Origin of the sequence: Methylophilus sp. 42, assembly GCF_000384155.1 — a bacterium.
GTDB lineage: Bacteria > Pseudomonadota > Gammaproteobacteria > Burkholderiales > Methylophilaceae > Methylophilus.
Window position 1 is genome coordinate 2,417,937 of sequence record NZ_KB913031.1, and the last position, 19,081, is coordinate 2,437,017.

Annotated in this window: 15 protein-coding genes; 6 read left to right on the forward strand and 9 right to left on the reverse strand. The window is 51.8% G+C overall.

All coding sequences use genetic code 11. The annotated features are described in order from the left end of the window. Positions 1-3 precede the first annotated feature (3 nt). From MET42_RS0111470 to MET42_RS0111480, 3 genes are all read right to left on the reverse strand, one after another. Positions 4-741, reverse strand: a complete 738-nt coding sequence (locus MET42_RS0111470; protein ID WP_019883151.1) for a hypothetical protein — start codon at positions 739-741, stop codon at positions 4-6. Then, the gene (gene phoR / locus MET42_RS0111475; RefSeq protein ID WP_029512415.1) at positions 738-2,036 is read right to left on the reverse strand and encodes a phosphate regulon sensor histidine kinase PhoR; all 1,299 of its coding nucleotides are present in this window, start codon (positions 2,034-2,036) and stop codon (positions 738-740) included. The genes MET42_RS0111470 and phoR overlap by 4 nt, the downstream gene beginning before the upstream one ends. A gap of 97 nt (positions 2,037-2,133) precedes the next feature. After that, positions 2,134-3,252 carry a TIGR03790 family protein gene (locus tag MET42_RS0111480; RefSeq protein WP_232411531.1) on the reverse strand — a complete coding sequence of 373 codons (1,119 nt, stop codon included), beginning with the start codon at positions 3,250-3,252 and terminating at the stop codon, positions 2,134-2,136. Between the two features lie 81 nt (positions 3,253-3,333). On the opposite strand from MET42_RS0111480, the gene MET42_RS0111485 reads away from it, so the two are divergent. Continuing rightward, a complete protein-coding gene (locus MET42_RS0111485) occupies positions 3,334-4,026 on the forward strand; it encodes an SDR family oxidoreductase (protein WP_019883155.1) in 693 nt (230 codons plus the stop codon). Between the two features lie 209 nt (positions 4,027-4,235). Here the strand turns inward: MET42_RS0111485 and MET42_RS0111490 are convergent, their stop codons facing one another. Beyond that, positions 4,236-5,381 (reverse strand): GNAT family N-acetyltransferase, encoded by a 1,146-nt coding sequence (locus MET42_RS0111490; RefSeq protein ID WP_019883156.1) that lies wholly within the window; start codon positions 5,379-5,381, stop codon positions 4,236-4,238. Between the two features lie 100 nt (positions 5,382-5,481). Further along, a complete protein-coding gene (locus MET42_RS0111495) occupies positions 5,482-6,060 on the reverse strand; it encodes an EF-hand domain-containing protein (protein WP_232411533.1) in 579 nt (192 codons plus the stop codon). A 474-nt stretch (positions 6,061-6,534) separates the two neighbouring features. Between MET42_RS0111495 and ompR the strand changes: the two genes are divergently transcribed. Both ompR and MET42_RS0111505 read left to right on the forward strand, forming a co-directional pair. Next, complete coding sequence (ompR, locus tag MET42_RS0111500; RefSeq protein WP_019883160.1) at positions 6,535-7,260, forward strand: two-component system response regulator OmpR; 726 nt, start codon at positions 6,535-6,537, stop codon at positions 7,258-7,260. Between the two features lie 60 nt (positions 7,261-7,320). Beyond that, positions 7,321-8,598, forward strand: coding sequence for a sensor histidine kinase (locus MET42_RS0111505; protein ID WP_019883161.1), 1,278 nt, complete (start codon positions 7,321-7,323; stop codon positions 8,596-8,598). A gap of 16 nt (positions 8,599-8,614) precedes the next feature. Here the strand turns inward: MET42_RS0111505 and cysG are convergent, their stop codons facing one another. Further along, positions 8,615-10,006: a siroheme synthase CysG gene (gene cysG, locus MET42_RS0111510; protein WP_019883162.1), complete on the reverse strand. Its 1,392-nt coding sequence runs from the start codon at positions 10,004-10,006 to the stop codon at positions 8,615-8,617. 127 nt (positions 10,007-10,133) lie between these two features. On the opposite strand from cysG, the gene miaB reads away from it, so the two are divergent. Both miaB and MET42_RS0111520 read left to right on the forward strand, forming a co-directional pair. After that, on the forward strand, positions 10,134-11,471 hold the full coding sequence (miaB, locus tag MET42_RS0111515; RefSeq protein WP_033425682.1) for a tRNA (N6-isopentenyl adenosine(37)-C2)-methylthiotransferase MiaB: 1,338 nt from the start codon (positions 10,134-10,136) through the stop codon (positions 11,469-11,471). A 2-nt stretch (positions 11,472-11,473) separates the two neighbouring features. Further along, on the forward strand, positions 11,474-12,427 hold the full coding sequence (locus tag MET42_RS0111520) for a PhoH family protein (protein ID WP_019883166.1): 954 nt from the start codon (positions 11,474-11,476) through the stop codon (positions 12,425-12,427). 719 nt (positions 12,428-13,146) lie between these two features. On the opposite strand, the gene MET42_RS0111525 is transcribed toward MET42_RS0111520, so the two are convergent. Continuing rightward, a complete protein-coding gene (locus MET42_RS0111525; RefSeq protein WP_029512417.1) occupies positions 13,147-13,764 on the reverse strand; it encodes a glutathione S-transferase in 618 nt (205 codons plus the stop codon). Further along, entirely contained in the window at positions 13,764-14,780 is a 1,017-nt protein-coding gene (locus MET42_RS0111530; protein ID WP_019883168.1) for a quinone-dependent dihydroorotate dehydrogenase, read from the reverse strand. The genes MET42_RS0111525 and MET42_RS0111530 overlap by 1 nt, the downstream gene beginning before the upstream one ends. A gap of 165 nt (positions 14,781-14,945) precedes the next feature. Here MET42_RS0111530 and MET42_RS14650 point away from each other — a divergent pair, with 165 nt between their 5' ends. Beyond that, positions 14,946-15,071 (forward strand): DUF3149 domain-containing protein, encoded by a 126-nt coding sequence (locus MET42_RS14650; protein WP_019883169.1) that lies wholly within the window; start codon positions 14,946-14,948, stop codon positions 15,069-15,071. A gap of 50 nt (positions 15,072-15,121) precedes the next feature. Here the strand turns inward: MET42_RS14650 and MET42_RS0111540 are convergent, their stop codons facing one another. Next, entirely contained in the window at positions 15,122-18,991 is a 3,870-nt protein-coding gene (locus tag MET42_RS0111540; protein WP_019883170.1) for a DUF3683 domain-containing protein, read from the reverse strand. Positions 18,992-19,081 lie beyond the last annotated feature (90 nt).

Below are 19,081 nucleotides of genomic sequence, written 5' to 3' on the forward strand. Positions count from 1 at the left end.
AATTTATCTAAAAGGTAGAAAAGGCGCCGTGGTAATACTTTGGGTCAGGCGCGAAATAAAACGTTGCGACTTTTCGGCCAGTGTCAGCGCCAATAAATCGGTCCGGGCGATCAGTTTGCTGAATTCCCGCTCAAAACTGAGATTCTGCACTTCGCCCGGCAAACTATTGGTGAGTAGCAATAACTCGCCTTGTGTATTTTTGGCATTGGTCAGCTTCCATACCGCAATCTCAATATTCCTGGCCGCATTATACAAACTCTGCGGCTCTATGCTATCGGTGAGGAAAAAAGCCGATTTATTGCCATGGGCACGGAACAGCATGGACTGTATGCCAACCACCAAGGCTAACACGCGGTCTCCGCTGTATTGTGCATTCAGGGCCAGTTTAATCGCAGCGGTATCTTGCGCACCACCCAAGGCATCGAACTGCCAGTGATGCGTGGCGACCTGCTCAAACACATAGCTGGCAATTTGTTCTGGCGTCCCCAGACCTGATTTTTGCGCCTCAGCCGGGTTGCGCTTGTACATTTTGAGCATGAGCAAGCGCAAGGTACTGACGTTTTCGCTATATTCAATATCGGCCAGGCGATCGAGGTCTGTTTTGACCAGTTGATGAAAGGTATTGCGGTCTTGCCGCACAGGCACCGGCCGCCCATTAGGCGAATCGACATAACCGCCATCCGGTGTCGTGCTGCATCCGGCCAGCAGTAAGATCATCACACGCCAGCCGGAAAAACTCATGCAGGCAATACCCGCTGTGCCGGAAAGACAATCTGGAAACGGCTGCCCTGGCCAGGCTCACTTTCAATCTGCAAACTGGCCTGATGGTGATGCAAAATATGTTTGACGATGGACAACCCTAAGCCGGTGCCGCCAGTGTCACGACTGCGGCCGCTATCGACACGGTAAAAACGTTCCGTCAGGCGCGGCAATTGATGCGGCTCAATGCCTATGCCGGTATCCTGCACGCTGAATACGGCATCCTCGCCGCGCATCTGCCAGTAGATATCAATCTTGCCTTGCTCAGGGGTATAGCGCACGGCATTACTGGTCAGGTTACCCAAGGCGCTCAACAATTCGTTATAACTGCCGCGCAGATTAACTTTCGTCTCCATATGCAGCGTCACGGTATGCTGGCCCTGGCTCAATGCCTGTGCATCTTTCTGCAACTGCTGCAGCAAGGCAGGCATGGCAATATCGGTTTCATCTTTGAGCGTGACGTTATTTTCCAAACGCGACAAGGTCAGCAAGTCTTCAATAATGCGCCGCATGCGCGTTGTTTGCGACTGCATCATGTCGAAATAAGGTTGGATATCCGGCGAGACTTCACCTTGCATATCACTAATGGTTTCGAGAAAACCGCCGATGACTGTCAGTGGCGTACGCAACTCATGCGATACATTGGCAATAAAATCGCGGCGCATGACCTCGGTTTTTTCAATGGCAGATACATCACGGCAGATCAGCAAGCGCTGCTTGCTGGCAAAGGGAATAATCTGTAATTCCAGCGTCACATCCGGGCTGCGCCAGGATTTGAGTTTAAGCGGCTCACTGTAATCTTCGGCCTGCAAATACGTCACAAACTCGGCTTGCCGCAACAAGTAATAAATCGGCTGGTTTTCATCATGATGCCGCTTTAAACCCAGTCGCTGAATCGCAGGCTCGTTAAACCATTCAATTTCGTTACGGTTATTCAGTACCACCACCCCATCTGGCAACGCACTGGTGGCATGACGCAGGCGCTCAAGTGTACTGCTCAGCTGACTTTGGCTGCGCGAATGGCGGCGCATTTCATGATACAGATTAGCAAAGATGTCCTCCCAGATGCCTTTGCCGTTTGGCATGAAGTTAAGGCTGGGTTTGAGCGCCCACTGGTACAGGCGGTGCGTCCAGTATAAATGTCCGGCAAGATAGGCCAGCACACCTGCCATAAACAATAGCCAGGCAGTGTCTGCACTGGTGAACCAGCCCACCATCAGGCAACAGAACGCCCAAAACAGCAGACTCCAGAACGCTTTCCAACGAATATCTTGCACAAGCTATTCTCAACACATCAATGTCGGCGATTATACGACACATCTGTCCACAGGCAATGACAGGATGATGACAGCCGCCCAGGAGCAAATAGACCGCTTACTCAGCCATGACCGGGGCGCTTCTTGCGTAGGGTTTGGCCAGCGGCTCGCCCACAAACACGCCTTGCATTGGCCACTTCACGCTTTTCCAGTAGGCCTCAATCAAGGTCTCGCCTGACAGGTAATGCGCCATCACAATTTGCGGATTGGGAAACTTCTGCCAGTAGTTACAGGGCTCGGAAACCGTACCATAACTGCCCGTCACCCCTGCATCCAGCCAGCGCGACGCTGGCATCTGGTCATTGTAGCTGGCCAGTACGCCCCCTGAGGAGGTCAAATGATCGGCAATCGCGCCGGGCAAGTAAGTATTCGTCAACATGAAATCTACCTGCTTTTGCCCGGTGAAATAAAACATGACCGCGCCCTGCTTTTCAATCGACTCCTGGCTCAAGGTATGCATGGTGAGTTTCTTGGATTTAACGGTCATGCCATCCAGCGGAAAGAATGCCTCCCGCGGCTTGGAGCGCGCAACATCGCGCGTTTTGAGAAAGTAGCCATCGGCATCATTTAAGCTGAACTCACTCAACACACCACGATCGATTAAGGCTTTGGCTGACTCTACATTGCTGATCGGCAGCAGCATGGACAAGCGGATATGGTGATCTGCCCAAGGCCGCAATGACGAGCTATTAAAATAAGGACTATCACGCCCCGGGTCACAGGTTTTACGGCACTGGTTCAAGTCCAGCCCCAGGGTCAGTGCACTGGTCAGGCTGTTACACTGCACGGCAAAGGGTGTGCGCCACACCAGGAGCAATACCTGCTGATTGGTCAGTTTGGCATCCAGTTGCGCCTTTAAAGACTCAAACTCCGGCACGGTTAGTGCATCTTTAGCATGCCTGGGTAACTCGACACCAATCAGGTTTTCTGCGGGCACTTGCCTTGCCTGCAAGTAATAACGGGCGATTTCTTCGCTCTGCGCATCATTGACGTTATAAATCACCGCCACATCTTCGGGCTTTAACAAAGAAGGCCTTAGCGGGATTCTTTTACTCACATCCACCCCGCCCGCCATGGCTTTTGTCACCAACAACACAAAACACAGTGCCATCCAGGCACTCACCTGTCCCAAACGATAACCCACACCCATCAACTCAATACTCCATTGCAATTGCAAAGATAGCCACTCTGGCAAACAAACCAGCGTAAAATTCAATCATATCCCAGATTTAATTGATTGAAGAAAACGAGGCAAATAATGACGACACAAACAATTCTGATCACAGGAGCCAACCGTGGTATTGGGCTGGAGTATGTCAAGCAATATGCCGAAAGCGGCCAGCAGGTTTACGCCACTGTACGCGACCCGTCCAAAGCGACAGCACTACAACAACTAGCTGCCAAGCACACCAACATCCAGGTATTGGCGCTGGATGTGGGCGATGTGAGTGCCATTCGCGCGCTGGCTGGCCAATTGTCCGCACTCACTATCGATATTCTAATCAGCAACGCCGGCACTTATCCTGACAGCGCATTCGGCAAGACCGATCCACAAGCCTGGCTACACGCATTCCAGGTCAATACGCTGACCACTTACTACCTCGCCGAAGCCTTTTTACCGCAACTGCGCCGCGCCAACCAGGCGAAACTCATCGCCATGACCAGCAAAATGGGCAGTATGGAAGACAACGGCAGTGGTGGCGAATATATTTACCGCAGTAGCAAAACCGCATTGAATATGGTGGTTAAAAGCCTGTCTATTGATTTGCGGGAATTTAATATCAAAGTTGCAGCCTTGCATCCGGGCTGGGTGCGTACCGATATGGGCGGGCCGAATGGCTTGATTGATACCGAAACCAGCGTGCGTGGATTACGCCAGGTGATTGAGGGATTAACCAGCGCGCAATCGGGAGAGTTTATTGCTTATGATGGGAAAGGGATTCCTTGGTGATTGGCGGTGAGTAGCAACGCGCAGCATTGCCTTTCGCCTCTAGGCGAGTGACTTTTCTTTGCTTGCACAAAGAATAAGTCACCAAAAGAAATACACCCCAGCTTCCGCTTCTTCCTTGCGCTACTCGGCGCGGCAGATGAGGCCCGAAGCAGGTGGCACCGTTAGAGCGCTTAAGTAGTATCTTGAATACTTAGCTTATCGGCAGTAAATTAGCCCTTATAAGGACTACGCTCTTCTAGTTCATCGACATAGTCCTGCATGGTGCTGGCTTCGCGGGCCAAAAAGCGCGCAACGCTCTGGTGGAAATCAGCATGGCTTAACCAGTGATAGGAGCAAGTAGTATAAGGGGTAAAACCGCGCGCCAGTTTGTGTACGCCTTGGGCGCCACCTTCAAAATAGCGTACGTTGTGGCTGATACAGAATTGTTGCGGCTGGTAGTAACACAACTCGAAGTGCAGGCACGAAATATCGCGCAAGCTGCCCCAATAGCGACCGTACAATGTGTCATCCCCCAGCACACATAAACTGGCGGCCACGTCTTCGCCATCCTGGCTGGCGATAAACAGCCTGAACTGTTCAGGCAGGTCACGACTGATGTGCTCAAAAAAAGCCAAGGATAAATAAGGACTACTGCCGTGCCGGTGATAAGTATTGCAGTAGCATTGATAAAACAAGGCGAGTTCCGCCGGACTGACCTCATGCCCGTTGAGTACACGGCAATGCACGCCTTGCTGAGTCACTTTATTGCGTTCCTGGCGTATTTTTTTACGCTTGTCGCGACTAAGTGCAGCAAGAAAGGCCTCCCAATCAGCGTAGCCTGGATTTTCCCAGCGAAACTGCACACCATGGCGGCGTAAGCCACCAGCCTCGGCACAGGCTGCTGCCGACGGCTCATCAGGAAATAACACATGCAGCCCGGATAAAGCATGCGCCTGGCACAGTTCACGCATCTGCGACAACATGGCTTTAACCAAGGCAATGGAGTCTGGATAATCAGGGTGGATCAGGATGCGCGGCCCGGTAACGGGCGAAAACGGAATGGCTGAAATCAGTTTGGGATAGTATTGGCCACCCGCCTGTTCGTAAGCATCCGCCCACGACCAGTCAAAGACATACTCGCCATACGAATGGGTTTTAATATAACAAGGTGCCGCAGCAAGCAGTTGCTCACCATTAAAAACGGCTAAATGATACGGAATCCAGCCGGTTTCCTGATCCACCGCTGCCGACAATTCGAACGCCCGCAAAAACCGGTAATCCAGCATAGGATGAGAGCCGGCTAATGCCTGCCAGGCCGTCGCTGAAATGTCCTGCAAACCACGATACCAGACAAACGATAATTGACTGATATCCATACGGGATTAAGCCGTGATCACACACAAATGAGAAAGTGAACACGCCGAGGCTGAAGTTGGCATGCAGGGAGGCAAGAACTGTGACTTAACCAGGATGTTTTTAACTAGGGCGTTTACGGATGACAGAAGCATCTTTGCCAGTGGAATTCACCGTACTATTGGCGGGAATGACTGCGGAAGCCGGTTTGGATTTATTTTTGGATTTATCTGTGTCTGAATCTGACACAATCGCTTGCTGTGACTGGCTTTTGGCTTCAGCTTCACGTTGCCGCTCGACCATTTGCGCATACGCATTTTCCAATTCATCCAGGGTAATAACACCGTTACCATCAAGGTCAACATATGAAAAATGACGCGCTACCTGCGGCAAACAGAGGGTGGCTTCTTCGCGATCCAGCGAGTCATCATTGTCGCGGTTGCATTCATTAAAACGCTGGGAAATGCTGTCGTGCATCACCTTGCGCTTTTGTAGCATGAGCTGGTGATCAGGGTCGGTATTACGTGCATAATCAGACAAGGCCTTGCGTAAACGCGCACGGTCTTCAGGACTGAAGTTATGTTCAAGCGTCTTGGAGAGGCCCACATCGTCATTATCGACGATACGATTATCCGTCAGCCGAATAGGTAGCTTCAGATCGGCAGACACAGGCGATGCCAGCAACATGGTCGTTGTTAGCAAAAAAACCTCTTTCAAATGTTTGTTCGCTTTACACATCCACATCCAAACGTAATACCTTAATTCTTGTTTCACTAAATTCTTGTTTCACTCAAAGCTTTTTGAAAAACAATCTTTTTAAAGTAGAACCAAGCACGATTAACATGACAGATATTGCCTGACTTTAAAATCAGGCTGCCTAACATAACGCAACTCTGGTCGCGGCATCAACTGATTTAACAAAAAATAGCGATTCTTTCATCGCCATGCCTGTCAATTTCAGGCAGTCATCTTGCATCAGGATTGTAAATGCAATATTTCATCCCCTGCGCTATTTGTAACCAAGTTGTAACCACCCCACTTCATGCCGGATACGGCTTGGAGTATAATGATAAAGATAAGTTTTATGGCTCAGCCATTTTGGCCTCTTGTGTGAGGTCATCCCGATGGCGGCCCGGCGCGTTAACAAAACGCACGCTTCTGTGTAAAAAGGTACGTATGGCAGAACAGTTAAAAAAAATATTGATGGTTGATGATGATTTGCGTATGCGCGAACTTTTACAGCGCTACCTCACTGAACAAGGATTCAATATCAAATCCGTTTCCGATGGCAAAGAGCTGGACAAAGCCATGTCTGCCGAGAGCTTTGACCTGCTGATTCTCGACCTGATGTTGCCAGGTGAAGATGGCCTGGCCATCTGCCGCCGACTGCGTGGTGCCAACCACATGACACCGATTATCATGCTGACTGCACGCGGTGACGAAGTCGACCGCATTGTTGGCCTGGAAATGGGCGCTGATGACTACCTGCCGAAACCGTTTAATCCACGTGAGTTGCTGGCCAGGATCAACGCCGTGTTGCGTCGTCACGAAATCACACCCAAACAAGCGGTTGAAGAAAAAAGTGCCGCGTTTCAGTTTGGTGAGTTTGTCTTTGACACCAACACACGCAGCCTGACCAAAAATGGCGTGCCGATTACTATTACCAGTGGCGAGTTCACCTTGTTAAAGGTGTTTACCGAACATCCGCGCCAGCCATTGTCACGTGACCGCCTGATGCAACTGGCCCGTGGCCGCGAGCTGGATGTGTTTGACCGCAGCATAGATGTGCAAGTGTCACGCCTGCGCCGCATTATCGAACCGGATCCAGCGCATCCACGCTACCTGCAAACCATGTGGGGCTTTGGCTATGTGTTTATTCCAGATGGCGAAGCGCCGCAATAAATTGCCTGCATTGCTCTAACTCACGTGCGCCTACTGCCTCGCAGACTGCTGTCCCGCATCATGTTACTGATTGCCATTCTATTGGCCGTCAGCATCTATGCCTCACTCAAAATTTTTGATTATTTTGACCGCGAACCACGCGCAACCGCGGCTGCCTTACAGGCAGTCACCATCGTTAATTACACCCGCGCCTCACTGATTGCCTCGCATGAAAATCGCCGCCTGGCCTTGTTGTCAGAACTGTCCGGCCGCGAAGGTGTGCGCGTCTATGCTGCAGACTTTCTGGAAGACATTGAGCCGCTGCCCGTAGACCCGTTTATTAACCTGGTGGCACAAAAAATCCGCGAGCGTATGGGCGAAGAAACCATTATCACGGTCAACCATTACGACATTCCCGGCCTCTGGATCAGCTTTAATGTGGGGCAAGATGATTTTTGGGTGGTCATTCCAAAAATCCAGGTCGACCGCCCTTTCCCCTGGCACTGGCTTGGATGGGCCGCCGTAGTAGGCTTGCTGTCATTGATTGGCGGCTATTTGCTGACTGCCAGAATCAACCGGCCACTGACCATGCTGGTACATGCAGCCGAACGTCTGCGCAATGGCGAACCAGCGCCAAAACTGCCAGAGGATAGTGTGGAGGAGTTGCGCGAAGTGACGCATACCTTTAATGAAATGGCCGAATCGCTGGCACGCCTGGATGCCGAACGCACATTATTGCTGGCAGGCGTATCACACGATATCCGCACCCCGCTGGCACGCCTGCGCCTGGCGGTAGAAATGCTGCCAGCGGAAGCTGACTATATGAAGCATGGCATGATTGAAGATATTTCCGACATGGACAATATTATCCATCAGTTCCTGGATTTTGTACGCGGCGTGGAAGGCGAACCCACGCGCATGATGGATATCAACGACCTGCTGCATGCGCTGGCTGAACGTCAGCGCCGCGCAGGCCGTGAGTTAAAAGTGTCACTGGGGCCTAAATATTTTATCCCTATCCGGCCGCTTGCCATGCAGCGCTTACTCGATAACCTGGTCGGCAACGCCTACAACTACGGCAAGGGTAAAGTGGAGGTACGCAGCCAGGTCATGGCCGACAAGATCGTGATCAGTGTGCTCGACAACGGCCCCGGTATTCCGCCTGAACATGCAGAGCGCTTGCTACGCCCGTTTGAGCGTATGGACAGCGCGCGTAATAAATACGAAGGCGGCAGCGGCCTGGGCTTGGCGATTTGCAACCGTATCGCCACCTTGCATGGCGGCCAGCTGGCACTGCTCAACCGCACTGAAGGTGGGCTGGAAGCCAGGCTTTCTTTACCCATCCTGCCGAATACCTGATTGATACGACCCGGCTTTACTCGTCGGTCGGTGTAAACCAGTTCAAGCGTGCGCGCAATTTCACCACTTCACCAATAATAGTCAGGCTGGGCGGCTTCAACCCAGCAGCAGCGACATCTGCGGCCAAGTTTTTCAGGGTAGACTCCACCACACGTTGCTTTTGTGTCGTGCCCTGCTGAATCACGGCGGCGGGCATATCTGGCGAAACCCCTTGTGCAATTAGCTTAGCGCAAATTTGCTCCAGCCCCACCAAGCCCATATAAATTACCACCGTTTGCTTGGGCCGTGCCATGGCCTGCCAGTCCAAATCAATCGTGCCATCTTTCAGGTGGCCAGTGATAAACAAGCAGGCTTGCGCATAATCCCTGTGCGTCAATGGGATACCGGCATAACTGGAAACACCATTCGCCGCCGTGATACCAGGCACCACCTGAAATGGCACGCCATGTTGCATCAGGGTTTCAATTTCTTCTCCCCCGCGGCCAAAAATAAACGGGTCGCCGCCTTTGAGGCGCAACACGCGCTTGCCTTCCAATGCCAGCCTGGCTAGCAACTGGTTAATTTCCTCTTGTGGCAAAGTATGCTGGTCGCGTGATTTACCGACGTAAATCAACTCGGCATCGCGTCGCACCAACTCCATCACCTCTTTACTAACCAGCTTGTCATAGACACACACGTCACACTGCTGCATCAGGCGCAACGCCCTGAAGGTCAACAAGTCAGGATCCCCCGGGCCGCCGCCCACCAGATACACTTCACCTCGCGTGGGCGCATCTTCACTCTGACTGAGCAACTCACCCAGCAAGTCACGCGCAGCCTGTTCCTGGCCGGACAATACGCGCTCGACCAACGGCCCATTCAACACACCCTCCCAAAATCGGCGGCGCGCAGGCATATTGGTAAACTTGGCCTTCACCTGCTCGCGAAACTCGCCGGCGATGGTCGCGATACGGCCATATGCCGCAGGCAGCATGGTTTCGATTTTACTGCGGATATGTCGCGCCAATACCGGCGCATTACCTTCGCTGGAAACCGCGATTACCACCGGGCTGCGATCTATAATGGAGCCCATGGTGAACGTGCATAAAGCTGGAGCATCCACCACATTCACCGGGATATTCAGGCGTTTAGCCGCAACCGAAACCGCTTCATTGACAGCCTCATCATCTGTGGCTGCAATCACCAGGCAAGCGCTCGTCAGTTGCCCAGGCTGAAATTGATCCTGCACGTATTGAATCTCACCCTGCTCGAACAACACGCGCAACTCATCGCACAATTCAGGCGAGATCACCATGACCTGGCCTTGCGCCTTGCGCAGCATCAGCACCTTGCGCGTGGCGACATCGCCGCCACCAATGACGACACACAGGCGTTGTGCAATATTGAAAAAAATCGGTAAGGCTTGCATGCAGACAGTGTTTGAATAAAAGAAGTATATTTTACCGCAGTGACCAGTTCTCCGGGGATTGATTGTTGCCTAGGGTTTCACCTGTAAATACGCTAAAATACTGTTTTTGTGAGAAATTTAGCGTTCAATGAAGCAGGAAAGCGGAAAAAAGATATTCATTAAATCGTTTGGTTGCCAGATGAATGAATACGATGCTTCGCGCATGGTTGACCTCATGCGCGAACACGACGGCATGACCCAGACCGATAATATGGAAGAAGCCGACGTGATTCTGCTCAACACTTGCTCGGTGCGCGAAAAAGCTGAAGAAAAAGTATTCAGCCATTTGGGCCGCATGATCCCGCTCAAAGAGAAAAACCCCAACCTGGTCATTGGCGTCGGCGGCTGTGTCGCCAGCCAGGAAGGCGACGCGATTATCAAGCGTGCCCCTTATGTCGACGTCGTGTTCGGACCACAAACCCTGCACCGCCTGCCAGAGCTGATCAAAGCCAAGCAGACCGAAAACAAACCGCAGGTGGATATTACCTTTCCCGAAATTGAAAAGTTTGACCACTTGCCACCACCACGTATCGAAGGGGCAACGGCTTTCTTAAGCATTATGGAAGGCTGCAGCAAATACTGCAGTTTTTGCGTCGTACCTTACACGCGCGGTGAAGAATTTTCACGTCCGTTTGAAGACATCCTGACCGAGGCGATCCAACTGGCCGAACAAGGCGTGAAAGAAATTACCCTGCTAGGCCAAAACGTGAATGCCTACCGTGTGCAATATGCAGGGATTGAAGCTGATCTGGCGATGCTGATTGAAACCGTGGCCGAGATCCCGCAAATCGAGCGCATCCGCTACACCACCAGTCACCCGAACGAGATGAACGAGCGCCTGATTGCCTGCCATGCCAATGTGCCAAAACTGGCCAATCAATTACACCTGCCGGTACAAGCTGGCAGTGACCGCATCCTCATGGCGATGAAACGCAACTACACCGCGTTGCAATACAAAGGCCTGATCCGCAAACTGAAAGCAGCCAATCCAGCACTAACCATTACCAGCGATATTATTGTTGGCTTCCCTGGCGAAACAGAAAAAGACTTCCAGGCCACGCTCAAACTGATGCGCGATGTCGGTTTTGATTACAGCTTCAGCTTTTTGTACAGCCCGCGTCCGGGCACGCCAGCCAGTTACCTGCCTGACGAAACCCCGCAAGCGGATAAAGCCGCATGGCTGAAGCAACTGCAAACCGAAAACGAAACCAACGGTGATGCCATCAGCCGTGCCATGCTAGGCACCGTACAACGCGTACTGATTGACGGCCCCTCCTGGAAAGACCCTGGCTTGCTGGCTGGCAAAACCGACAACGGCCGCGTCGTGGATATCGCCGCCGATGCCCGTTTTATCCATCAAATGGTTCAAGTCAAAATTACCAACGTCTACAACCCCCATCGCCTGGTTGGCGAAATTGTGAATTAAGCATGGAAATTACCTTAAGCCCCGAAGACAACCTGATGCTGGCCAACCTGTGCGGCCCGCTGGATGAAAACATCCGCCAACTCGCCAATGGTCTTGATATTGAAATCAACCGCCGTGGCAGCACCTTCTATTTGAGCGGCACGCAAACCAATATGCGGCTGGGCGCGCAAATGCTGGAAAACTTTTATGCGCGATCCAAAAAACCAATTGAGTTGGAAGATATTCAATTAGGCCTGGTCGAAATCGACAAACTCAAACCAGAAGAAGTCGCCAGCAGCGCGATGCCGGTACTGATGACACGCCGTGGCGACCTGCATGGCCGTACGCCACGCCAGGTCAGTTATTTGCAGCAAATCCAGGACCACGACATCACCTTTGGCATCGGCCCCGCAGGTACAGGTAAAACCTACCTCGCCGTCGCCAGCGCGGTGGATGCCATGACGCGCGACCGCGTAAAACGGATTGTATTAGTGCGCCCGGCCGTGGAAGCCGGTGAGCGCTTGGGCTTTTTACCCGGCGACTTAAACCAGAAAGTTGACCCTTACCTGCGCCCGTTGTATGACGCGCTGTATGACCTGGCGGGTTATGACACCGTGAATAAAATGTTCGAACGTGGCGCCATTGAAGTCGCCCCGCTCGCCTATATGCGTGGCCGTACGCTCAACCAGAGCTTTATTATTCTGGATGAAGCGCAGAACACCACGCCGGAGCAGATGAAGATGTTTTTAACCCGCATTGGCTTTGGTACCAAAGCCGTGATTACGGGGGACGTCACACAGATTGACTTGCAACGTCACCAGAAAAGTGGCTTGGTAGAAGCGCAAAAAATCCTCAAAGATGTCAAAGGCATCGCCTTTACGCAGTTTATGTCGCAGGATGTGGTAAGGCACCCGTTGGTACAGAAGATTATTAATGCGTATGAGAAGTTTGAGCAGAGTGCACAGAAAAGCGACTAAGCACTTCTGATATTTAAGTGTTGTGCATTTAAGCATCAAATTGTTTCGCCTCTCGGCGAGTCACTTTCTGATGCTTGCCCCTCAGAAAGTAACCAAAGAGGAGGGCACCCAGCCATCACGGCCTGCGGCTTCCTTGCGTTGCTCAACAAAATAAGCGGTCACGAAACTCGCCCTAGCAGCTTGCACACTACGCAAGCTGCCGCGGTGCTCAAACAGTCGCTCCCTTTCTCCTTATTTTGTCTCCGCTACTCAGCGTGATGGGATGGGATTTGTCTCATCTAACTTGCATTGGTTTAGTTCGGACGATTCAAAAACCGGATTCTTTTGTTAAATCGGCCAAACGACGGCGCTCGTAGGTTTTCGGGGTCCCCATCTGCCGCGCCGAGCAACGCAGGATTGGCGGGAGTAGTCGGCAAGCAACTGTTTGAGCTCCAAAGGAGCGAGTTTTTGATTGCCGCCCGACAAGCCGAGTAGCACAGGATACAAGCGGAAGTTGGGGTGTCTTGTTCTTTGCCTTCTTTCTTATGGACAAGCATAAGAAAGAATGTTCGTCGAGAGACGAAATAGATCGATCATAGAATAGTCTTCGCTTTGGGCAAGCAAAGAAAAGTAACTCGCCTACAGGCGAAAAACGATGTCACCCAAGCCCACAAAACAAAAAATCAGAAGAATGACTTTCTTTGACATTATCTAAGGAATATCAGCCTTAGCAATATTGGCTATGTCGACTCAATATATGTTGGAAACTTCTGCATAATCTGCGCAAACAACGCACTTTCCAGCCAACCGTTTAACCAAGCCCGCAATTGCGGATAAGCACTACCAGCGAACCACCCAGCATCCACAGCCGCAAACTGGCGGATAAACGGAAAAATCGCCACATCTGCCATACTGGCAGAATCACCCAATACAAAGCGATGTTGCTGCAAGGCGGCCTCCAGCAGCTGCAAAAACTGCTCCCCCTGTTGCCGATAAAACACTTGCGGTTGCTCGGGATAACGTTCGGGATATTTGTAGCGGTCCAGGGCTTTTTTAAAGTCACCATCATTGATCGCGATCAGGCGCACTATCGTGTCGCGGTCTGTGTTGAGCCAACCTTGCGGATCACGCTGTGCCAACGCCCACAGCATAATATCCAGGCTTTGCTCCAACACTGTTCCCTCTGTCAGTTGCAATACAGGTACGGTGCCCTTGGGAGAAATCTGCAACAAATGCGCAGGCTTTTCTCGCAATGAAATTTCACGTACCTCAAGCTGGATATCAGCCGCCCACAATGCCATGCGGGCGCGCATGGCGTACGGGCAACGCCGATAGGAGTAAAGGATAGGCAATGCCATTACAGCAGCGCTTTACGGCAATCCTTAATCAGCTGCGGGCCTTTATAGATTAACCCGCTATACAACTGCACCAGACTGGCGCCCGCAGCCATTTTTTCTTTGGCATCGTCCCCATTCAAAATGCCACCTACGCCAATAATCGGCAAACTGCCTTGCAATGTAGCCGCAAGGGTTTGGATCACACGTGTAGACCCTGCCTTCACAGGTGCGCCTGACAGGCCTCCAGCTTCTTCCGCATTCGGCAGACCGGCCACAGCATCACGCGCCAGCGTGGTATTGGTCGCGATGACGCCATCCATGCGGTGCTGCATTAGCAGTTCAGCAATTTCCTGCACTTGCTCAGTCGTGAGGTCCGGTGCAATTTTAAGCACCACGGGCACATATTTACCATGGACCTGTGACAGGATTTTTTGCTCAGACTTAAGTGTGGCCAGCAATTGCCCCAGCGCGTCTTTTTCTTGCAGTGCACGCAGGTTCTTGGTGTTGGGCGAAGAGATATTCACGGTGATATAGCTGGCATGGCTATACACTTTACGCATGCAGGTCAGGTAATCTTCTGCTGCCCTGTCGTTAGGCGTATCAAAATTTTTGCCTATATTGATGCCCAGAATGCCCTTGAACTTGCTGGCCTTCACATTCTGGATCAACTGATCCACGCCCAGGTTGTTAAAGCCGAAGCGGTTAATAATGGCTTGTGCTTCTGGCAAACGGAACAGGCGTGGCTTGGGGTTGCCCGGTTGCGCGCGTGGTGTAACGGTGCCGACTTCAATAAAGCCGAACCCCAGCGCAGCCATGCCGTCAATCACGGCAGCATTTTTATCCAGGCCTGCGGCCAGGCCTACCGGGTTAGGAAAAGTCAGCCCCATCACCTGCGTAGGCTGTTCTGGCAACCGGCCAGCAGCCAATGCCAGCAGCCCCAGTTTTTCAGCGCGCTTGAGCGATTGCAAGGTGAGGTCATGTGCCTGCTCTGCGTCCAGTTGAAACAGCAGCGGCTTGATTAGCGGGTAAACATTCATCTGTTATTTTCCTGAAGATTTCTCAAGTAAGGCAGCACAAGCTGTATTTCAGCGCTTACTGCCTGCATCACTTTTGCGTTACATCAAAAACCATGTCAACAATAGGGTTCAAAATTATCCTCAGAATCAGTGCTTGCTAATCATGAGCTTACAGGAGGAAACCCAATGAAAATTTTGATTGATTTATTATCTACAGACTATGGTTTGATGAGTTTTATCGTGATTGCCGTTATTTTTGTAGTCATGACCTGGGCGGGCATTTACGTCTACCTCAAGGCGCGCCAACAATAAGCGCCACACGACCACTAGCAGAAACCCCGCTTTCGCGGGGTTTATCTTGTTTACAGCAGCACTTTTTCAATGCCGCCATTATTGGCTTTCTGGATGTAATTTTCCATCCAGTTTTCACCCAGCACATGCTTGGCCATTTCCACCACGATATAGTCGGCTTCAATACCGGTATCATCCCCATAACGTGACAAGCCTTGCAGGCAGCTTGGGCAAGAGGTCAAAATCTTGACAGCCTGCTCAGGTGCACCGACGGTCAGGCCCATTTTTTCCATGCCTTTTTCCAGCTCTTCCTGCTTGCGGAATTTCACCTGGGTCGCAATGTCAGGACGTGCCGCTGCAAACGTGCCAGACTCACCGCAGCAACGGTCATTCAGTGCCACATCGGTGCCCATCAGCTTGTTGGTGACTTCCAACGGCTTGTAGGTTTTCATCGGCGAATGGCATGGGTCATGGTACATATAACGTGTACCAGTCACGCCTTGCAAGCGCATGTCTTTTTCCATCAGGTATTCGTGGATATCGAGCAGACGGCAGCCGGGGAAAATTTTCTCGAACTCGTATTTCTGCAACTGATCCATGCAGGTACCGCAAGACACAATCACCGTCTTGATGTCCAGGTAGTTCAGTGTATTAGCCACGCGATGGAATAACACACGGTTATCGGCGGTGATTTCCTGGCCTTTATCATGGTTGCCCGACGCTGTTTGCGGATAACCGCAGCACAGATAACCTGGCGGCAACACCGTAATCGCGCCTACCTCATACAGCATGGCTTGTGTTGCCAGGCCCACATTAGAGAACAAGCGCTCGGAGCCACAACCCGGGAAGTAGAACACCGCTTCTGAATCTTCAGTCACCTTTTGCGGATTGCGAATGACCGGGATCATGGTGTCGTCTTCCACACCCAACATGGCGCGCGAAGTTTTGGACTGCATTTTCTTCGGCATCGGGCGATTGATAAAGTGAATCACCTGCGCCTTGATTTCAGCCTTGCCCACCGTGGCTGGCGGCGCTTTTTTATCCTTGAGCAAGCCAAACTTCTTGGCCAGGCTATTGGCGATATTAATGGCTTTATAGCCCATGCCGATCATGGTGCCGCGCAAGAATTTAATGGTCGCCGGATCCTTAGCGTTCAGGTACAACATGCCCGCAGCGGTGCCTGGGTTGAATTTCTTTTTACCCTGTTCGCGCAGGAAGTTACGCATCTTGACCGACACATCGCCGAAGTCAATATTGACCGGGCACGGCTTTTCGCAACGGTGGCAAACCGTACAATGGTCGGCCACATCGTTGAACTCGTCAAAATGCTTGAGTGAAATACCGCGACGCGTCTGCTCTTCATACAAGAAGGCTTCGATCAACAGCGAAGTACCCAGAATTTTGTTACGTGGCGAGTACAGCAAGTTGGCGCGTGGCACATGCGTTGAACACACCGGCTTACACTTGCCGCAGCGCAAGCAGTCAGAAATATCATCGGCAATTTCGCCAATGGCAGACTGCTCCATGATGATGGACTCTTGCTCCAGCAAACCAAAGCTAGGCGTATAGGCGTTTTCCAGCCCGGAACCCATCAACAATTTGCCTTTGTTAAAGTGGCCTTTCGGGTCTACCTTGTTTTTGTAAGCGGCAAAGGTATCAATGGTGGCCTGGTCCAGGAACTCCATCTTGGTGATACCAATACCGTGTTCACCGGAAATCACACCATTGAGGCCACGTGCCAGATCCATCACACGTGCCACGGCAGCGTGTGCGTCCTGCATCATGCCGTAGTCATCGGAATTGACCGGGATATTGGTGTGCACGTTACCGTCACCGGCGTGCATATGCAGCGCAATAAACACGCGGCTCTTCAATACGGTTTTCTGGATTTCATCCAGCTTGTCGAGAATTTTCTGGTATTCACGGCCAGCAAAAATATCGGCCATTGGGCGCTTCAGCTCACGCTTCCAGGACACACGCAAATCATATGATTGCACGGCGCGGAACACGTTGTCATATTGCGTAAATGCTTTGCCAAGCTCGCCCAGCACGGCCACAGGCTCATCCAGCGTATTCAACAGTAAACGCCATTTGGCACGCACGTCGCGCAATAATTGCAGCGCAATATTCTGCTTGGATTTCACGCCTTCAGGGTCAGCATTGCCATCCTCATCCGGCTGCAGTGGCAGATCACCTGACACAAACGCTTCCAGTGCATCGACCAGGCGCAATTTATTCTGAATCGACAGCTCGATATTAATACGCTCAATACCGTCAGAGTATTCGCCCAGGCGTGGCAATGGAATCACCACATCCTCGTTAATTTTAAAGGCGTTGGTGTGACGCGCAATCGCCGCCGTGCGTGAACGATCAAGCCAGAATTTTTTACGCGCATCTGCCGAAACGGCAATAAAGCCTTCACCGTTACGCGCATTACACATACGCACCACGGCGGACGCCACTTCACCGACGGCATTCTCGTCATCAGAGGCGATATCGCACAACAACACCATTTTCGGGCGTTGCTGACGCGCGGCTTTGGTCGCATAACCCACGGCCTTCACATAGCGCTCGTCCATGTGCTCCAGGCCAGCCATAATTACGGCCGGGTCTTGCTTGGCGGTTGCATCCAGGTAGTCCTTAATCTCGACAATCGCCGGTACCGCATGTGACACATTGCCAAAAAACTCCAGCGCAATGGTACGCACATGCTTGGGCATGCGGTGCAGAATAAAGGTCGCGGAAGTAATCAGGCCATCGCAACCTTCTTTTTGCACGCCAGGCAAACCAGACAGGAACTTGTCAGTTACGTCCTTACCCAAGCCAACCTTACGGAAGCTAGGTCCTGGAATCGAGAGGATTTCTGGCTCAGACAGCAGATTCTTGAAATCAATGTCGTAGCGGCTGATTTTAAAGCGCGCCATCTCGATATCATGAATCTTGCCCAGGTTATGATCCAGACGCTCGACTTCCAACCAGGTGGCGTCAGGCGTCACCATACGCCAGGAGGCGAGGTTATCCAGTGCAGTACCCCATAGCACAGCTTTTTTACCACCAGCGTTCATGGCCACGTTACCGCCGATGCAGCAGGCATCCGCAGAGGTTGGGTCGCAGGCAAACTCCAGCCCAGCCGCAGTGGCTGCGTCCATGGCGCGGCGTGTCACCACCCCGGCGCCACACTCAATGGTGGCCACCTGGCGTGAGACACCAGGCAAAGTGCGCATTTGCACGCCAGTGTGCTGGTCCAGTTTTTCGGTATTGATGACTGCCGATAACGGTGTCAGCGGCACGGCACCTCCGGTATAACCCGTACCACCGCCACGCGGGATAATGGTTAAGCCTAATTCGATACACGCACGTACCAGATAGGAAATCTCGGCTTCGGTATCCGGGTTAATCACCACAAACGGATACTCGACACGCCAGTCAGTCGCGTCGGTCACATGTGACACACGTGCCAGGCCATCAAACTGTACATTGTCTTTGCGCGTAAATTTGGTCAGTTTGGCCAAGGCTTTTTTACGCAAATCGGCCGTTTGCTTGAAATCATCGGCAAATTTTTCAACCGCCTTGGTGGCTGCAGCCACCAGCTTTTGTACTTTATCGTTACCGCCGCTACGCTCATTAATCGCAGAGATACGGTGGTACAAGGCTTCAATCAGCGCCTTGCGACGTTTTGGGTTTTCCAGCAAGTCATCTTGCAGATAAGGGTTGCGTGATACCACCCAGATATCGCCCAACACCTCAAACAACATGCGTGCACTACGACCCGTTTTACGCTCTGCGCGCAAGGTATTTAAAATCTCCCAGATTTCTTCGCCCAGAAACCGAATAACGATTTCGCGGTCAGAGAAGGAGGTATAGTTGTACGGGATTTCGCGTAAACGCGTGAGAGGAGTAGAATTGTGCTTTAACAAATCTGCGTTGACAGGTGCGTTCATTGATAATTTATCAAAAACAAAAGCTAATTATACCACGCCGTATTCGGCACAAACACGGTACAGCCGCCAGGGTTTTTGACTAATCAGGTT

Coding starts and splice junctions, on each gene's coding strand:
- MET42_RS0111470 (WP_019883151.1), bottom strand. CDS start 741: ATGAGTTTTTCCGGCTGGCGTGTGATGATCTTACTGCTGGCCGGATGC.
- MET42_RS0111485 (WP_019883155.1), top strand. CDS start 3,334: ATGACGACACAAACAATTCTGATCACAGGAGCCAACCGTGGTATTGGG.
- MET42_RS0111490 (WP_019883156.1), bottom strand. CDS start 5,381: ATGGATATCAGTCAATTATCGTTTGTCTGGTATCGTGGTTTGCAGGAC.
- ompR (WP_019883160.1), top strand. CDS start 6,535: ATGGCAGAACAGTTAAAAAAAATATTGATGGTTGATGATGATTTGCGT.
- MET42_RS0111505 (WP_019883161.1), top strand. CDS start 7,321: ATGTTACTGATTGCCATTCTATTGGCCGTCAGCATCTATGCCTCACTC.
- cysG (WP_019883162.1), bottom strand. CDS start 10,006: ATGCAAGCCTTACCGATTTTTTTCAATATTGCACAACGCCTGTGTGTC.
- miaB (WP_033425682.1), top strand. CDS start 10,134: ATGAAGCAGGAAAGCGGAAAAAAGATATTCATTAAATCGTTTGGTTGC.
- MET42_RS0111520 (WP_019883166.1), top strand. CDS start 11,474: ATGGAAATTACCTTAAGCCCCGAAGACAACCTGATGCTGGCCAACCTG.
- MET42_RS0111525 (WP_029512417.1), bottom strand. CDS start 13,764: ATGGCATTGCCTATCCTTTACTCCTATCGGCGTTGCCCGTACGCCATG.
- MET42_RS0111530 (WP_019883168.1), bottom strand. CDS start 14,780: ATGAATGTTTACCCGCTAATCAAGCCGCTGCTGTTTCAACTGGACGCA.
- MET42_RS14650 (WP_019883169.1), top strand. CDS start 14,946: ATGAAAATTTTGATTGATTTATTATCTACAGACTATGGTTTGATGAGT.
- MET42_RS0111540 (WP_019883170.1), bottom strand. CDS start 18,991: ATGAACGCACCTGTCAACGCAGATTTGTTAAAGCACAATTCTACTCCT.